We start from the raw sequence: 17,525 nt of genomic DNA on the forward strand, positions 1-17,525 counted from the left end.
TCGACGGAAAGAGAATGAGTCACCGTGTCCGAGTCTTCACAGTCGGCTGGCGAGTCCCGCGCGGAGCGCGTGGAGGAGCCGGAAGCCGTCGACGTTGCGGAGGGTTCGCTCGACGAGTCCGATGAGTCGGCCGTCGCTGCCGGATCCGACGTCGACGTCGACGCTGAAACCGAGGCCGAAGAGGCCGCGGCCGGCGCCGTCGACGAGGACGGTGACGTCCTTCCCGGCGCCGAGTCCGATGAGGACGACGCCGACGAGGACGACGACGATTACGACGAGTCCGATGAGGACGACGACGTGGCCGCCGAGGCCGCTGTGGTCTCGGAGGCCGGCGCCGTCGACGAGGACGGCGACGTCCTTCCCGAGGTCGACCTGGTCGAGGAGTTCAAGGACCACCTGCGGAGTCTGTTCGGCGAGTGGTACGTCATCCACTCCTACGCGGGTTACGAGAACCGCGTGAAGTCGAACATCGAGACCCGCACGCAGTCCCTCAACATGGAGGACTACATCTTCCAGGTCGAGGTGCCCACTCACCACGTGACCGAGGTGAAGAGCGGCAAGCGCCAGCTCGTCAAGGAGCGGGTCCTGCCCGGCTACGTGCTGGTCCGGATGGAGCTCACCGACGAGTCCTGGTCCGCGGTGCGTAACACGCCCGGTGTGACCGGCTTTGTCGGCCTGTCCAACAAGCCGAGCCCGCTGAGTCTCGAAGAGGTCGCCAAGCTGCTGGCGCCGGAGCCGTCCGAGGAAGTCAAGAAGTCGACCGCCAAGGCCTCGGCCGCGACCGTCGACTTCGAGGTCGGCGAGTCCGTCACCGTCATGGACGGCCCGTTCGCCACTCTGCCCGCGACGGTCAGTGAGATCAGCGCCGAGTCGCAGAAGCTCAAGGTGCTGGTGTCGATCTTCGGTCGTGAGACCCCGGTTGAGCTCTCGTTCAACCAGGTCTCGAAGATCTGACCGAATCGCATAAACTAAGTCGTTCGGGGGCCGTGCTTCGCGAAGCGCGGCCCGCCGACATGCTCCCCGTGTCTGCGTGGGAGCCGCACCAACCCGATTGAGGACCCGGAGAGAACCATGCCTCCTAAGAAGAAGATCGCGGCACTGGTCAAGGTCCAGCTTCCCGCTGGCCAGGCCACTCCCGCACCGCCGGTCGGTACCGCCCTCGGTCCGCACGGCGTCAACATCATGGAATTCGTGAAGCAGTACAACGCTGCCACCGAGGCCCAGCGCGGCAACATCATCCCCGTTGAGATCACCATCTTCGAGGACCGCAGCTTCGTCTTCATCACGAAGACGCCCCCGGCGCCCGAGCTGATCAAGAAGGCCGCCGGCGTGGCGAAGGGCTCGGCAGTCCCGCAGAAGGACAAGGTCGGCAAGCTCACCAAGGAGCAGCTGCGCCAGATCGCCGAGACCAAGATGCAGGACCTCAACGCCAACGACATCCAGGCGGCCGAGAAGATCATCGCCGGCACCGCCCGGTCGATGGGCATCACGATCGTCGACTAGCAGCACCCGATCATCCGGGCCGGGCGGTGAGACGGACCCCATCGGGATCCGCGACATCGGCCAGGAGTCCGGCAGCGACCGCGACCAAGAGCGCGTTCGTCACCACAACGTCGAAGTAAGTGGAGGGGCCAGGCGCTGGCCCGTACCACGGACACTCGGATTCACAGGAGTGAGCAAGTGAAGCGCAGCAAGGGATACCGCAACGCAGCGGCCCAGATCGACCTCGAGAACCTGTACAGCCCGGCCGAAGCCGCCAAGCTGGCCAAGGACTCCAACGTCGCCAAGTTCGACGCCACCGTCGAGGTCGCCCTGCGACTGGGCATCGACCCCCGCAAGGCGGACCAGATGGTGCGTGGCACCGTCATCCTCCCGCACGGCACCGGTAAGACCGCCCGGGTCCTGGTCTTCGCGACCGGCGACCGTGCAGAGGAAGCCCGCGCCGCGGGTGCCGACATCGTCGGCGCCGACGAGCTGATCGAGGAGGTGGCCAAGGGCCGCCTCGACTTCGACGCCGTCGTCGCCACCCCGGACCTCATGGGCAAGGTCGGCCGCCTCGGCCGCGTGCTCGGCCCGCGTGGTCTGATGCCGAACCCCAAGACCGGCACCGTCACCCCGGCCGTCGGCAAGGCCGTCACCGAGATCAAGGGCGGCAAGATCGAGTTCCGTGCCGACCGGCACGCGAACCTGCACTTCATCATCGGCAAGGTGTCGTTCGGTGAGCGTCAGCTCATCGAGAACTACGCCGCCGCCCTCGACGAGGTGCTGCGTCTGAAGCCGTCCGCGGCCAAGGGCCGCTACGTCAAGAAGGTCGTGTTCGCCACGTCCATGGGCCCCGGCATTCCGGTCGACCCCAACGCGACGCGCGGTCTGACCGCAGAGCTCGACGCCTGATCTCAGGCGCTTTTCGCGAAAGACCTCAACCGAATGGCCATTCGGTTGAGGTCTTTTTTCGTTTCTTCGTTCTTTCGGAGGACGCGCCCGAGTTTGCTGCCACGTAGTGTCGTAGACAAGTTCATCGGGGGACACGAAAGGGTGAAGACGAATGCGTCGATTGGCTCCCGCACTTGCATTGGGAGGGGCCGCGTTGATCGCGGTCGCGGGATGCGGTGCGCAGAGCACCAGCTCCCTCGGAAACGTCAAGCTCGCCGCCGCCGAGGCGGTGCAGCAGAGTGTGCAGAAGGCCGAAGCGGTCACCTCCTACTCCGGCGACGTGGTCCTGGAGGCCACCGGTGGTGACAAGGGCGCGAGCAAGATCCAGGGCAGCCTGCTCTACCAGAGCAAGCCTCAGCTCGCGACCGACATCAGACTGGACACGATCACCTACGGTGGCCAGAACGTGCCCGGCGGGGCGCGGGCCATCCTGTCGGATGACACGGTGTACGTGAAGTCGGAACTCCTCAACAAGTTCGCGGGCGCGACCAAGCCCTGGATCAAGGTGTCGCTCGCCGACGTCGACGCCAAGGGACAGGCCGGGATCAAGGGTTTCATGGACCAGGTCCAGCAGTTCGACCTCGCGAGCACCGTCAAGCTGCTGACCGTGTCGAAGGACGTCAAGGCGGTCGGCACCGAGACGGTCGGCGGAGTGGACACCACGCACTACAGCGGCACCTTCCCGGTGGCCGAAGCCGCCCAGGTGATCGACCCGGCCAGGAGCGAGCAGCTCCAGCAGGATCTCTCGCGGGTCAAGAACGTGAAGTTCGACTTCTGGTCCGACGCGCAGAACCTGCCGCGCAAGGTCACGCTGAGCGGCTCCGAGCAGGGGAACACGTTCAACCTGACGGCGTTCTTCAAGGGCTTCAACGAGCCCGTGGAGATCGCGGCCCCGCCCGCCGACCAGGTGGGCGACCTGCCGAAGAACCACATCGGAAACTGACGCACGCGCGGCTCGCGCCCCCGGCCCCCCGGCCGGGGGCGCGAGCCTTTTTCTTGATCTGGTCGAGCTTTTTCTTCGATTCGGTACGGGTTCCAGGTTTGATTTGGCACAAGTCCCGTCAGGACGTAAGCTGTCAACGCCGAAGACCGCCGGTCGTCATCGGGCCTCATGGCCTGATGACCCAAGGATCCACTTCAGTGGACGGCCTGCGCAGGTTGTGATGTGAGTTTTCATCTGGACTAATCCTCCTTATGTGAGCCCCGCGCGCCTGCGCCGGGGCTCGTTTGCTTTTAGGGGCCTTCACGCCGGCGGCACATCTGGAAGGAGGCCCATGGCGAAGGCAGAAAAGGCAACGGCAGTAGCCGAGCTCACGAGCAGCTTCAACGGCTCCAACGCTGCCGTTCTGACCGAATACCGCGGTCTCACCGTCGCCCAGCTCAAGCAGCTGCGCGTTTCTCTCGGTGAGAATGCGAAGTTCGCCGTGGTGAAGAACACGCTGACCAAGATCGCGGCCACTGAGGCCGGGTTCAGCCAGCTCAACGACCTGCTCGCGGGTCCGTCGGCGATCGCGTTCGTCAACGGCGACGTGGTCGAAGCTGCCAAGAGTCTGCGTGAATTCGCCAAGGCCAACCCCCTCCTGGTCATCAAGGGCGGCGTCGTCGACGGCAAGTCGATGAACCCGGCCGAGATCAGCAAGCTTGCCGACCTCGAGTCGCGCGAGGTTCTCCTCGCGAAGCTGGCCGGCGCCATGAAGGCGAAGCAGGGCCACGCGGCCGCTGTCTTCAACGCGCTGCCCACCAACATGGCTCAGCTGGCCGAGGCCCTGCGCGCCAAGCGCGAAGGCGCCGGCGAGTAGGTCCGCGCAAGCGGTCACAGGGGATTTAACGCATACCGCGGTCCCATTTCTTAGTAGTTAGATTCATACGGAGGAACCACCATGGCGAAGCTCAGCACCGACGAGCTGCTCGACGCTTTCAAGGAAATGACTCTCCTTGAGCTGTCCGACTTCGTGAAGCTCTTCGAGGACACCTTCGACGTCAAGGCTGCCGCCCCGGTCGCCGTTGCCGCCGCTGCCGCCCCCGGCGCCGCTGCCGAAGAGGTCGAGGAGCAGGACGAGTTCGAGGTCATCCTCGAGTCTGCCGGCGAGAAGAAGATCCAGGTCATCAAGGAGATCCGCGCCCTCACGAGCCTGGGCCTCAAGGAGGCCAAGGACCTCGTGGACGGCGCTCCCAAGTCCGTCTTCGATGGCAAGGTCAACAAGGAGCAGGCGGAGAAGGCCAAGGCCGCTCTCGAGGCCGCCGGCGCCGGCGTCACCGTCAAGTAATTCAGTTTCACCACGTAATTCGCTTCACCAGAAAAGGGCGGGTCCACCAGGTGCCGGTGGTCCGCCCTTTTTCTGTTTTCCCGCTTCTGTTCCGTGCCGGCAGACCTTCCGGCCCGGCACGGGAGGAGCGGTACGGGTGCGACGAGGCGCAAAACGGGTAGCCAAAGCCTTCCGTACGGATGTGCGCGGCGGGTTATGATCCGGCGACCGGGGGGCTCGTCGGTTGGGACGAAGGCTCCGTGCTCACCGGCCGGCGTTCCGGAGACCGTGCGATGGGAGAGAACGCATGGCAGTACATGCCGCCCGGCCCCGTCGCCCGCTGGGGATCGCAGGGCCGGTGCTGGGCGTGCTGATCGCGGTGCTGCTGGCCGTGGCATTCTGGGTCGGCAGGGACCTGGGCGCCGCCCAGGCCGCGGCCGATGACAGGCAGGCGGCGATGCGGGTGGCGGGGGCCCACGCGGTCTATCTGCTCTCCGTCAGCCACCAGAGCGTCGACGCGGACATCAAACGCATCCTGGATACTTCCACCGGCCCGGCCAGGACGGAGTACGTCAGGACCGCTGAGGCGCTCAAGGAGGCCACGGTCAAGGGCCGGATCGTCCAGGCGGGCGCGCTCCGTGCCACCGGGCTGGTCTCGCTCAAGGGGACCACGGCTCAGGTGATGGTGGTGGGGGACACGGTGATCCGGAAGGACGGCGATAAGAACGCTCCACAGGAGCGGTTCTACCGATGGAACATGGAGGTCACCAAGATCGGAGGGGTATGGCTCGTGTCAAAGGCGGAGGTGGTCCTGTGAGGCGTGTCTCCCTGTTGGTGATCGGGATGCTGACGGTCGTGGCGCTGGCGCTCACGGCCGTTATCTGGATCATGTTCACCGATCTGAACCGGCTGCGGACGGAGGAGACGGCAGGAGCGGAGGCGCTCGCCGCTGCCCGCTCGGTCGCCTCCGCCATGCTGTCCTACGACTATCGTACAATCGAACAGGATTTCGCAAGAGCAGGCGGTTATACCGCCGGTGGTCTCACATGGCACTACAAGCAGCTTGCCACAACTCTGGTGCCCCAGGCCAGAAAAGAACGGACCGTGCAGCAGGCGACGGTGTCCGGGGCGGGGGTGGAGTCGATAGGTTCCGACCGGGTCGAGGTGTTGTTGTTCATGAGCATGAGCACCGTGAGGACCCTCCCCGGAGAGAAGGAACCCCGGCGGCAGGTCAGTCAGAATCGGGCCCTTTTCGTCATGGTCAAAAAGGATTCTCGCTGGCTGGTCGCGGAGCTGTCCACGCTGCTCGGAAGCCCTCCGAGACCCTAGTCGGCGTGGCGGGTTACCCAATTGTTAGTAAAGCTTCGGTTTGAGATGTGTGCTGCGGGGGGTACATCAGCCACGGCAGCGTCGATCGTCAGTCGAACATCGGCTAGCGTTCGATCCGCCGTGTGACTGAGCGTCAGCCGCACCAGGTCGGGGTACCGTCTTGGACGCGGTGGTGTGCGCAGGTCATCCGGTGGGAAAACTCCCAGCATCTCGGCTATTGCTTGGCCGAAATGTCGGCTCGCGGGCTTGACGTTTCGGCGATGACGGGCGATGCTGCGACCAACGTGGAGCTTGCAGCGAGACTGAAGTGGACAGGTGTGTGCCGTTCGGCTACACTGCCCCTTTGCGCTGCCCTTTGACGACCCGCTTCTTTTGGTGCTCTGATGCATGGTCGTCTGGCGTGCGTGTAGTCAGTCCGCCGCGAGCCCTCGGAAGGACATCCTGTTGGCAGCCTCGCGCAACGCCTTCGCCGTACCCGCCGGTCCCCGTCGTGTGTCTTTCGCACGAATTCAGGAGCCGCTCGAAGTTCCTGACCTTCTCGCTCTCCAGACCGAGTCCTTCGACTGGTTGCTTGGCAACGAGAAGTGGAAGGGGCGGGTCGAGGCGGCTCGCCAGGCCGGGCGCAAGGACGTTCCGGCCCAGTCGGGTCTCGAAGAGATCTTTGAAGAGATCAGTCCCATTGAGGACTTCTCCGGAACCATGTCCCTGTCGTTCCGCGATCACCGGTTCGAGCCGCCAAAGTACTCAGTAGATGAGTGCAAAGACAAGGACATGACCTACTCCGCCCCGATGTTCGTCACGGCGGAGTTCATCAATAACACCACTGGTGAGATCAAGAGCCAGACCGTGTTCATGGGCGACTTCCCGCTCATGACCGGCAAGGGAACGTTCATCATCAACGGCACCGAGCGTGTCGTGGTCTCCCAGTTGGTCCGGTCCCCGGGCGTCTACTTCGACCGTAGTGTCGACAAGACCTCCGACAAGGACCTCTACGGATGCAAGGTGATCCCCTCCCGGGGCGCCTGGCTCGAGTTCGAAATCGACAAGCGCGACAGCGTCGGCGTCCGCATCGACCGCAAGCGCAAGCAGGCCGTAACGGTCCTGCTGAAGGCGCTCGGGTGGACCAGCGAGCAGATTCTTGAGCGTTTCGGACAGTACGAGTCCATGCGCGCAACCCTGGAGAAGGACCACACGGCCGGCCAGGACGATGCTCTGCTGGACATCTACCGCAAGCTGCGTCCTGGCGAGCCGCCGACCAAGGAGTCGGCACAGACGCTGTTGGAGAACCTGTACTTCAACCACAAGCGTTACGACCTCGCGAAGGTCGGCCGCTACAAGATCAACAAGAAGCTCGGAGTCGACAGCGAGATCACGCAGGGCACGCTGACCGAAGAGGACATCGTCGCCACCATCGAATACATCGTCCGGCTCCACGCCGGCGAGGTCTCGATGCCCGGCGCGAACCGGGAGATGGTCGTCGAGACCGACGACATCGACCACTTCGGCAACCGTCGCCTTCGCACGGTCGGCGAGCTCATCCAGAACCAGGTCCGTCTGGGCCTGGCTCGTATGGAGCGCGTCGTCCGCGAGCGGATGACCACTCAGGACGTCGAGGCGATCACGCCGCAGACCCTGATCAACATCCGTCCGGTCGTGGCGTCGATCAAGGAGTTCTTCGGAACCTCCCAGCTGTCGCAGTTCATGGACCAGACCAACCCCCTGGCCGGTCTGACGCACAAGCGTCGTCTGTCCGCGCTGGGCCCCGGTGGTCTGTCCCGTGAGCGGGCCGGCTTCGAGGTCCGTGACGTTCACCCGTCTCACTACGGCCGCATGTGCCCGATCGAGACGCCTGAAGGCCCGAACATCGGTCTGATCGGTTCGCTGGCCTCCTTCGGCCGCGTGAACTCCTTCGGATTCGTCGAGACGCCGTACAGGAAGGTCGTCGACGGCCGGGTCACCGAGCAGGTCGACTACCTGACCGCGGACGAGGAGGACCGGCACGTCATCGCCCAGGCGAACACGCCGATCGGCCCTGACGGAACGTTCCTGGAGCCGCGCGTGCTCGTCCGCCGTAAGGGCGGGGAGTTCGAGTCGCTGCGGGGCAACGAGGTCGACTACATGGACGTCTCGGCACGCCAGATGGTGTCCGTGGCGACCGCGATGATCCCGTTCCTCGAGCACGACGACGCCAACCGCGCGCTCATGGGTTCCAACATGCAGCGCCAGTCGGTGCCGCTGCTCAAGAGCGAGGCGCCGCTGGTCGGCACCGGCATGGAATACCGTGCCGCGACCGACGCCGGCGACGTCATCACCGCGGAGAAGGACGGTGTGGTCGAGGAGGTCTCCGCCGACTACATCACCGTGATGAACGACGACGGCACCCGCACGACCTACCGTGTCGCCAAGTTCAAGCGCTCCAACCAGGGCACCTGCTTCAACCAGAAGCCGATCGTCAAGGAAGGCGATCGGGTCGAGGTGAACCAGGTCGTCGCCGACGGCCCCTGCACCGAAACCGGTGAGATGGCGCTCGGCAAGAACCTGCTCGTGGCGTTCATGCCATGGGAGGGCCACAACTACGAAGACGCGATCATCCTCTCCCAGCGTCTGGTCCAGGACGACGTCCTCTCCTCGATTCACATCGAGGAGCACGAGGTCGACGCCCGTGACACCAAGCTGGGCCCGGAGGAGATCACCCGGGACATCCCGAACGTCTCCGAGGAGGTCCTGGCAGACCTCGACGAGCGCGGCATCATCCGCATCGGCGCCGAGGTCACCACCGGTGACATCCTCGTCGGCAAGGTCACGCCCAAGGGCGAGACCGAGCTGACCCCCGAGGAGCGCCTGCTCCGCGCGATCTTCGGTGAGAAGGCCCGTGAGGTCCGTGACACCTCACTGAAGGTGCCGCACGGCGAGCAGGGCAAGGTCATCGGCGTCCGCGTGTTCAGCCGCGAGGAGGGCGACGAGCTCCCCCCCGGCGTCAACGAGCTGGTCCGCGTCTACGTGGCCCAGAAGCGCAAGATCACCGACGGTGACAAGCTGGCCGGCCGTCACGGCAACAAGGGTGTCATCTCCAAGATCCTTCCGGTCGAGGACATGCCGTTCCTTGAGGACGGCACGGCGGTCGACATCATCCTCAACCCCCTGGGCGTGCCCGGCCGAATGAACGTCGGTCAGGTCCTGGAGACCCACCTCGGGTGGATCGCCGCCAGAGGATGGGATATCTCGGGCATCCAGGAGGCATGGGCCGAGCGGCTACGCGACAAGGGCTTCGCCCAGGTCGCACCGCGGACCAACATGGCCACCCCGGTGTTCGACGGTGCCAACGAGGAAGAGATTATCGGCCTGCTCGACAGCACCCTGGTCAACAGGGACGGCGGGCGCATGGTCGGCGCGAACGGAAAGGCCCAGCTCTTCGACGGCCGTTCCGGCGAGCCGTTCCCGCACCCGGTCTCGGTCGGTTACATCTACATCCTGAAGCTGCTCCACCTGGTCGACGACAAGATCCACGCTCGTTCGACCGGCCCGTACTCCATGATCACCCAGCAGCCGCTCGGTGGTAAGGCCCAGTTCGGTGGACAGCGTTTCGGCGAGATGGAGGTGTGGGCGCTCGAGGCGTACGGCGCCGCCTACGCACTCCAGGAACTGCTCACGATCAAGTCCGACGACGTTCTCGGCCGGGTGAAGGTCTACGAGGCCATCGTCAAGGGCGAGAACATCCCCGAACCGGGCATTCCCGAGTCGTTCAAGGTCCTCATCAAGGAAATGCAGTCGCTGTGCCTGAACGTTGAGGTGCTCTCCAGCGACGGCATGTCCATCGAGATGAGAGACACCGACGAGGACGTCTTCCGCGCTGCGGAAGAGCTCGGCATCGACCTGTCCCGGCGTGAGCCGAGCAGTGTCGAAGAGGTCTGATCCAGAAGCTGAGGAGGGGATTACAAGTGCTCGACGTCAACTTCTTCGACGAGCTTCGGATCGGCCTCGCGACCGCCGACGATATCCGCCAGTGGTCGCACGGCGAGGTCAAGAAGCCCGAGACGATTAACTACCGGACCCTCAAGCCCGAGAAGGACGGACTCTTCTGCGAGAAGATCTTCGGCCCGACCCGGGACTGGGAGTGCTACTGCGGTAAGTACAAGCGCGTCCGCTTCAAGGGCATCATCTGTGAGCGCTGCGGCGTCGAGGTCACTCGCGCCAAGGTGCGTCGTGAGCGGATGGGCCACATCGAGTTGGCCGCGCCCGTCACGCACATCTGGTACTTCAAGGGTGTCCCGTCCCGTCTGGGATACCTGCTCGACCTGGCCCCGAAGGACCTTGAGAAGGTCATCTACTTCGCGGCCTACATGATCACGCATGTCGACAAGGAAATGCGTGAGCGTGACCTGCCCTCGCTCGAGGCGAAGATCTCCGTCGAGCGGCAGCACGTCGAGCAGCGTCGTGACGCCGACATCGAGGCCCGGCAGAGGAAGCTCGAGGCCGATCTGGCCGAGCTGGAGGCCGCCGGGGCCAAGGGCGACCAGCGCCGCAAGGTCCGTGAGGGTGCCGAGCGCGAGATGCGGCAGCTCCGTGACCGGGCCCAGCGCGAGCTGGACCGGCTGGACGAGGTCTGGAGCCGCTTCAAGAACCTCAAGGTCCAGGACCTTGAGGGCGACGAGCTGCTCTACCGCGAGATGCGCGACCGTTTCGGCCGCTACTTCCGCGGTGGCATGGGCGCCCAGGCCATTCAGGAGCGTCTGACCAACTTCGACCTCGCTCTCGAGGCCGAGAACCTGCGCGAGACGATCCGCAGCGGCAAGGGCCAGAAGAAGGCCCGCGCGCTCAAGCGTCTCAAGGTCGTGTCCGCGTTCCTGAACACGCGCAACTCGCCCAACGGCATGGTCCTTGACTGCATCCCGGTCATCCCGCCGGACCTGCGCCCGATGGTGCAGCTCGACGGTGGCCGGTTCGCGACCTCGGACCTGAACGACCTGTACCGTCGCGTGATCAACCGGAACAACCGCCTCAAGCGTCTCCTTGACCTCGGCGCCCCCGAGATCATCGTGAACAACGAGAAGCGGATGCTCCAGGAGGCCGTCGACGCACTGTTCGACAACGGCCGTCGTGGCCGTCCGGTCACGGGCCCCGGCAACCGTCCCCTGAAGTCCCTCAGCGACATGCTGAAGGGCAAGCAGGGCCGGTTCCGCCAGAACCTCCTGGGCAAGCGAGTCGACTACTCCGGCCGTTCGGTCATCGTCGTCGGCCCGCAGCTGAAGCTGCACCAGTGCGGTCTGCCCAAGCAGATGGCGCTGGAGCTCTTCAAGCCCTTCGTGATGAAGCGCCTGGTCGACCTGAACCACGCGCAGAACATCAAGTCGGCCAAGCGGATGGTCGAGCGTGCACGCCCGGTCGTGTGGGATGTCCTCGAAGAGGTCATCACCGAGCACCCCGTGCTGCTCAACCGCGCGCCGACGCTGCACCGTCTGGGCATCCAGGCCTTCGAGCCCCAACTGGTCGAGGGCAAGGCCATCCAGATCCACCCGCTCGTCTGCACCGCGTTCAACGCGGACTTCGACGGCGACCAGATGGCGGTGCACCTGCCGCTGTCGGCCGAGGCTCAGGCCGAAGCCCGCATCCTGATGCTGTCCACCAACAACATCCTGAAGCCGGCGGACGGCAAGCCGGTGACCATGCCCACCCAGGACATGATCATCGGTCTGTACTCCCTGACCACGCTGAAGGACGACACCCAGGGCGGAGTCGGCGAGGGCCGGGCCTTCGGCTCGGTGTCCGAGGCGCTCATGGCCTTCGACCGCCGCGAGCTGGACATCCAGTCCAAGATCCAGATCCGGTTGAGGGGCGACGTCCCGCCGCCCCGCGAGTGGACGGCTCCGGAGGGCTGGGAGCCGGGCGACACCTACCGCCTGGAGACCACGCTCGGCCGCTGCCTGTTCAACCAGACGCTGCCGGCGAACTACCCGTACGTGAACGCGCAGATCGGCAAGAAGCAACTGTCGGTCATCGTCAACGAGCTTGCGGAGAAATACCCCAAGGTCGAGGTCGCGACCGCGCTCGACGCGCTCAAGGACGCCGGCTTCTACTGGGCGACCAGGGCCGGTGTGACGATCTCCATCGAGGACGTCATCGCGCCGCCGAACAAGGCCGAGATCATGGAGACGTACGAGCGCAGGGCCGACAAGGTCCAGCGGGAGTACGAGCGTGGTCTGATCACGGACGAAGAGCGCCGTCAGGAGCTCATCGAGATCTGGACGCACGCGACCAGTGACGTGACCGACGACATGCAGAAGGCGTTCCCGAAGACCAACCCGGTCTGGATGATGGTCCAGTCGGGCGCCCGAGGAAACCTGATGCAGGTCCGCCAGATCTCCGGTATCCGCGGTCTGGTGTCCAACACCAAGGGTGAGACGATCCCGCGTCCGATCAAGGCCTCGTTCCGCGAGGGCCTGTCGGTGCTGGAGTACTTCATCTCCACCCACGGACAGCGGAAGGGCCTCGCGGACACCGCGCTGCGGACCGCCGACTCGGGTTACCTGACCCGTCGTCTGGTGGACGTCGCGCAGGACGTCATCGTCCGCGAGATCGACTGTGGCACCGACCGCGGTGTCCCGCTGCACGTCGGAGAGCGTGACGCCCAGGGCAACCTGGTCAAGGCCGAGAACGCCGAGAGCAACGTGCACGGCCGCATCCTCGCCGAGGATGTGGAGGTCGACGGCAAGGTCATCGTGACCGCGGGTGTCGACATCAACGACATCCACGTCACCGCGCTGGTCGAGGCCGGAGTGGAGACCGTCAGGACCCGCAGCGCTCTCGTCTGCGAGGCCAAGATCGGTGTCTGCGCCACCTGCTACGGCCGGTCGCTCGCGACCGGCAAGCTCGTGGACGTCGGCGAGGCGGTCGGCATCATCGCCGCCCAGTCGATCGGTGAGCCCGGTACCCAGCTGACGATGCGTACCTTCCACACCGGTGGTGTGGCGGGCGCGGACATCACGCATGGTCTGCCCCGTGTCCAGGAGCTCTTCGAGGCGCGCGTCCCCAAGGGCGTCGCCCCGATCAGCGAGGCCGAGGGCCGGGTCCGCATCGACGAGACCGACAAGACCCGGAAGATCGTGGTCGTCCCGGACGACCCCGATGCCGAGGAGATCGCTTACCCGGTCTCCATGCGGTCGCGCATGATGGTCTCCGACGGTCAGCGTGTCGGCGTCGGTCACCAGCTGATCGCCGGTGCGGTCAACCCCAACGAGGTGCTGCGCATCCTCGGCCCCCGGGCCGTGCAGCTGCACCTGGTGGCGGAGGTCCAGCAGGTCTACCGCTCGCAGGGTGTGTCGATCCACGACAAGCACATCGAGATCATCGTCCGGCAGATGCTCAAGCGCGTGAACGTGCTTGAGTCCGGCGATGCCGACATGCTGCCCGGTGAGCTCGTCGAGCGGCCCCGCTTCGAGCGGATCAACCGCGAGTGCGTGGCCGAGGGCGGTACGCCGGCCTCCGGTCGTCCCGTGCTGATGGGCATCACCAAGGCCTCGCTCGCAACCGAGTCCTGGCTGTCGGCGGCGTCCTTCCAGGAGACGACCCGAGTGCTCACCGACGCGGCGATCCACGCCAAGTCGGACTCGCTGCTCGGTCTCAAGGAGAACGTCATCATCGGAAAGCTCATCCCGGCCGGTACGGGCATGCCCCAGTACCGCAACATCCGGGTCGAGCCCACCGAGGAGGCCAAGGCCGCGATGTACACGGTCGGCGGCTACGACGGCTCCGCGGCGGACTACACCTTCGGTTCGGGCTCTGGTGAGGCCGTGCCGCTGGAGGAGTACGACTTCGGTCAGTACAACCGCTAAGTGGTCATAGGCAGCGCCCGGTTCTCCCTTCGGGGGACCGGGCGCTGTTGTCTTGTCAGGGGTTTTTGAGTACCTTCGCCACCACCGCCCGGGTCCTTCACCGGCTCGGATCCCTCCGCGGAGATGTCCGCGCGCCGGGTCTCTTCCCGGGCGCCTTCACCCGCCGGCGCCCCTTCCCGGATCCTCGTCCGTCGAGTTCGGAGGCACCGTGTCCTTTCCTTGACCGGAATGTTGCGGCGAAAGCCGTGCGTTAATGAGGCGAACGGCTGGAGAAGTCCTCTGCGGCGGGTAAACTCAGCACGGACCCAACAGCGGTCGGCCGGAAACCGATCGCGGGAGTCACGGCACGAATACGGGCGCCGATAACGGCGCGCGGCAGACGTAACCGTTTTGACGTGTTGCGTTGGACTAGGTAGTCTTGCCCTTCGTGCCCGTGGCTTCATGGGCTCTCATGCGTGCGCGTCGACAGGTTTCCCGCGGGGAGTCGGCAGAGGCGCCGTATGGCCTCCTCCACTGGACTGGCCTAGCTGGGGTGTGGCGCGGTAATTGCGCGACACGCCCGACCGCGTGGGTCGGAGTGGACGGAAAACCCGCAGGTCATGACACCGGCAGTGCCTGCAAAATGCACGATATTCGAATAACCGGCAAGCACGAACGGAGACGCGGTGCCCACGATTCAGCAGCTGGTCCGCAAGGGCCGCCAGGACAAGGTCACTAAGACCAAGACCCCGGCGCTCAAGGCCAGCCCCCAGCGACGCGGCACCTGCATGCGCGTTTACACCACGACCCCGAAGAAGCCGAACTCCGCCCTCCGCAAGGTCGCGCGTGTCCGGCTCACCAACGGCATCGAGGTCACGGCCTACATCCCCGGTGTCGGCCACAACCTCCAGGAGCACTCCATCGTGCTCGTCCGCGGCGGTCGTGTGAAGGACCTGCCGGGTGTTCGCTACAAGATCATCCGTGGTTCGCTGGACACCCAGGGTGTCCGCAACCGCAAGCAGGCCCGTAGCCGTTACGGCGCGAAGAAGGAGAAGTAAGAATGCCTCGCAAGGGTTCTCCTGGCCGTCGTCAGCTCATGGCTGACCCGGTCCACAACTCGCCGCTGGTCACCGCCCTGATCAACAAGGTGCTCCTGGACGGCAAGCGCTCCATCGCCCAGTCCATCGTGTACGGCGCCCTTGAGGGTGCCAAGGAGAAGACCGGCAACGACCCGGTCGTCACCTTGAAGCGCGCGCTGGACAACGTCAAGCCCACTCTTGAGGTCCGCAGCCGCCGTGTCGGTGGCGCGACCTACCAGGTCCCGGTCGAGGTGCGCGCGGCGCGCAGCACCACCCTGGCCCTGCGCTGGCTGGTGCAGTACTCCCGCGCCCGCCGCGAGAAGACCATGACCGAGCGCCTCATGAACGAACTGCTCGATGCCAGCAACGGCCTCGGCGCCAGCGTCAAGAAGCGCGAGGACACCCACAAGATGGCCGAGTCCAACAAGGCCTTCGCCCACTACCGCTGGTAACAGCGGGTTCGACGAGACGACGAGGACGCGAGAGAAGTGGCCACCACGACCGCTCTTGACCTGGCTATGGTCCGTAACATCGGGATCATGGCCCACATCGACGCGGGCAAGACCACGACGACCGAGCGCATCCTGTTCTACACCGGTATCAACTACAAGATCGGTGAAGTCCACGATGGCGCAGCCACGATGGACTGGATGGAGCAGGAGCAGGAGCGTGGTATTACCATCACCTCCGCCGCTACCACCTGCGAATGGCTCGGCCACACGATCAACATCATCGACACGCCGGGCCACGTGGACTTCACGATCGAGGTGGAGCGCTCGCTCCGCGTCCTCGACGGTGCCGTTGCCGTATTCGACGCCGTCGCCGGTGTCGAGCCCCAGTCGGAGACGGTGTGGCGTCAGGCCGACCGCTACGAAGTCCCCCGCATCTGCTTCGTCAACAAGATGGACCGTGTCGGCGCGGAGTTCCACCGCTGCGTAGACATGATGATCAGCCGCCTGCACGCGACCCCCGCGGTCATCCAGCTTCCCTGGGGCGTCGAGGCTGACTTCAAGGGTGTCATCGACCTGGTGAAGATGAAGGGCCTGCTCTGGAGCGCCGAGGCGGCCAAGGGCGAGATGTACGACATCGTCGACATCCCGGCCGACCACGCCGAGACCGCTCGCGAGTGGCGCGACAAGCTCGTTGAGACCGTCTCGGAGAACGACGACGAGCTCATGGGCCTCTTCCTGGAGGGCATCGAGCCCACCGAGGAGCAGCTTGTCGCGGCGATCCGTCGCGCGACGCTGTCCAGCGCCATCAACCCGGTCCTGACCGGCACCGCGTTCAAGAACAAGGGCGTTCAGCCCCTGCTCGACGCGATCGTCGCCTACCTTCCGGCTCCCATCGACCTCAAGCCCTTCAAGGGCCACGCGGTCGGTAAGGAAGACGAGGTCATCGAGCGCCACGCGGACGTGACCGAGCCTTTCTCCGCACTTGCCTTCAAGATCATGAGCGACCCGCACCTGGGCCGTCTCACCTACATCCGCATCTACTCGGGCACGCTCGAGACCGGCACCGCAGTCGTGAACTCGGTGAAGGGCAAGAAGGAGCGGATCGGCAAGATCTACCAGATGCACGCCAACAAGCGCGAAGAGCGCCCGTCGGCCGTCGCTGGTCAGATCGTCGCCGTCATGGGTCTGAAGGACACCACCACCGGTGACACCCTGGCCGACCCGGCTCACCCCGTGGTCCTGGAGTCGATGAACTTCCCGGCGCCGGTCATCAGCGTCGCCATCGAGCCCAAGACCAAGAGTGACCAGGAGAAGCTGGGCACCGCGATCCAGCGTCTGGCCGAGGAGGACCCGTCCTTCCAGGTCCGTCGTGACGACGAGACCGGGCAGACGGTCATCTGGGGAATGGGTGAGCTCCACCTGGAGATCCTCGTCGACCGGATGCGCCGCGAGTTCCACGTCGAGGCCAACATCGGCCGTCCGCAGGTGGCCTACCGCGAGACCATCCGCCGCAAGGTGGAGAAGATCGACTACGTCCACAAGAAGCAGACCGGTGGTTCCGGCCAGTTCGCCAAGGTCATCATCGACCTTGAGCCGCTGGGCGAGGGCAACGACGGCTACGAGTTCTCCAACAAGGTCTCCGGTGGCCGCATCCCGAGGGAGTACATCCCCTCGGTCGACGCGGGTGCCCAGGAGGCCGCCCAGTTCGGCGTGCTCGCCGGCTACCCCATGGTCGGGGTCAAGGTCACCCTGCAGGACGGTGCCTACCACGAGGTGGACTCGTCCGAAATGGCCTTCAAGATCGCCGGCTCGATGGCCTTCAAGGAGGCCGCGCGCAGGGCGGACGCTGTAATCCTGGAGCCGATGATGGCCGTCGAGGTCACCACGCCCGAGGACTACATGGGTGATGTCATCGGAGACCTCAACAGTCGCCGCGGGCAGATCCAGTCGATGGACGAGCGCTCCGGTGCTCGCATCATCACGGCGCTCGTGCCGCTCTCTGAGATGTTCGGCTACGTGGGCGACCTCCGTAGCAAGACGCAGGGACGCGCGAGCTACAGCATGCAATTCGACTCCTACGCGGAAGTGCCTGTGCACGTCGCCAAGGAGATCGTCGCGAAGGTGCGGGGCGAGTAAGTCCAGCATCCGTTTCGGTGAGGGTGGCGAGGATATCGCCGC

General features: G+C 65.2%; 13 protein-coding genes. All 13 read left to right on the top strand.

The window, feature by feature from the left end:
- Positions 1-24: 24 nt before the first annotated feature.
- The 13 genes from nusG to fusA all read left to right on the top strand — a co-directional run bounded on the left by nusG (position 25) and on the right by fusA (position 17,483).
- Positions 25-954 carry a transcription termination/antitermination protein NusG gene (gene nusG, locus DKM19_RS03530; protein WP_204358642.1) on the top strand — a complete coding sequence of 310 codons (930 nt, stop codon included), beginning with the start codon at positions 25-27 and terminating at the stop codon, positions 952-954.
- A gap of 117 nt (positions 955-1,071) precedes the next feature.
- Positions 1,072-1,503 (top strand): 50S ribosomal protein L11, encoded by a 432-nt coding sequence (rplK, locus tag DKM19_RS03535; protein WP_110694471.1) that lies wholly within the window; start codon positions 1,072-1,074, stop codon positions 1,501-1,503.
- Between the two features lie 177 nt (positions 1,504-1,680).
- Positions 1,681-2,394 (top strand): 50S ribosomal protein L1, encoded by a 714-nt coding sequence (rplA, locus tag DKM19_RS03540; protein WP_110694472.1) that lies wholly within the window; start codon positions 1,681-1,683, stop codon positions 2,392-2,394.
- A gap of 151 nt (positions 2,395-2,545) precedes the next feature.
- Positions 2,546-3,376 carry a DUF1396 domain-containing protein gene (locus DKM19_RS03545; RefSeq protein ID WP_110694473.1) on the top strand — a complete coding sequence of 277 codons (831 nt, stop codon included), beginning with the start codon at positions 2,546-2,548 and terminating at the stop codon, positions 3,374-3,376.
- Positions 3,377-3,707: 331 nt separating this feature from the next.
- Entirely contained in the window at positions 3,708-4,232 is a 525-nt protein-coding gene (rplJ, locus tag DKM19_RS03550; protein WP_089210191.1) for a 50S ribosomal protein L10, read from the top strand.
- An 81-nt stretch (positions 4,233-4,313) separates the two neighbouring features.
- On the top strand, positions 4,314-4,700 hold the full coding sequence (gene rplL, locus DKM19_RS03555) for a 50S ribosomal protein L7/L12 (protein WP_089210190.1): 387 nt from the start codon (positions 4,314-4,316) through the stop codon (positions 4,698-4,700).
- A gap of 286 nt (positions 4,701-4,986) precedes the next feature.
- A complete protein-coding gene (locus DKM19_RS03560; RefSeq protein WP_110694474.1) occupies positions 4,987-5,496 on the top strand; it encodes a hypothetical protein in 510 nt (169 codons plus the stop codon).
- A gap of 26 nt (positions 5,497-5,522) precedes the next feature.
- Entirely contained in the window at positions 5,523-6,008 is a 486-nt protein-coding gene (locus tag DKM19_RS03565) for a hypothetical protein (RefSeq protein WP_239514064.1), read from the top strand.
- Between the two features lie 444 nt (positions 6,009-6,452).
- The gene (gene rpoB / locus DKM19_RS03570; RefSeq protein WP_239514065.1) at positions 6,453-9,920 is read left to right on the top strand and encodes a DNA-directed RNA polymerase subunit beta; all 3,468 of its coding nucleotides are present in this window, start codon (positions 6,453-6,455) and stop codon (positions 9,918-9,920) included.
- A 26-nt stretch (positions 9,921-9,946) separates the two neighbouring features.
- The gene (locus DKM19_RS03575) at positions 9,947-13,837 is read left to right on the top strand and encodes a DNA-directed RNA polymerase subunit beta' (RefSeq protein ID WP_110694477.1); all 3,891 of its coding nucleotides are present in this window, start codon (positions 9,947-9,949) and stop codon (positions 13,835-13,837) included.
- 665 nt (positions 13,838-14,502) lie between these two features.
- Positions 14,503-14,874, top strand: coding sequence for a 30S ribosomal protein S12 (gene rpsL, locus DKM19_RS03580; protein WP_012887826.1), 372 nt, complete (start codon positions 14,503-14,505; stop codon positions 14,872-14,874).
- 2 nt (positions 14,875-14,876) lie between these two features.
- Positions 14,877-15,347 carry a 30S ribosomal protein S7 gene (rpsG, locus tag DKM19_RS03585; RefSeq protein ID WP_012887827.1) on the top strand — a complete coding sequence of 157 codons (471 nt, stop codon included), beginning with the start codon at positions 14,877-14,879 and terminating at the stop codon, positions 15,345-15,347.
- A gap of 66 nt (positions 15,348-15,413) precedes the next feature.
- Positions 15,414-17,483 (top strand): elongation factor G, encoded by a 2,070-nt coding sequence (fusA, locus tag DKM19_RS03590; protein WP_110694478.1) that lies wholly within the window; start codon positions 15,414-15,416, stop codon positions 17,481-17,483.
- Positions 17,484-17,525 lie beyond the last annotated feature (42 nt).

The sequence above is a fragment of the Streptosporangium sp. 'caverna' genome, assembly GCF_003203775.1.
Classification (GTDB): domain Bacteria; phylum Actinomycetota; class Actinomycetes; order Streptosporangiales; family Streptosporangiaceae; genus Streptosporangium; species Streptosporangium subroseum.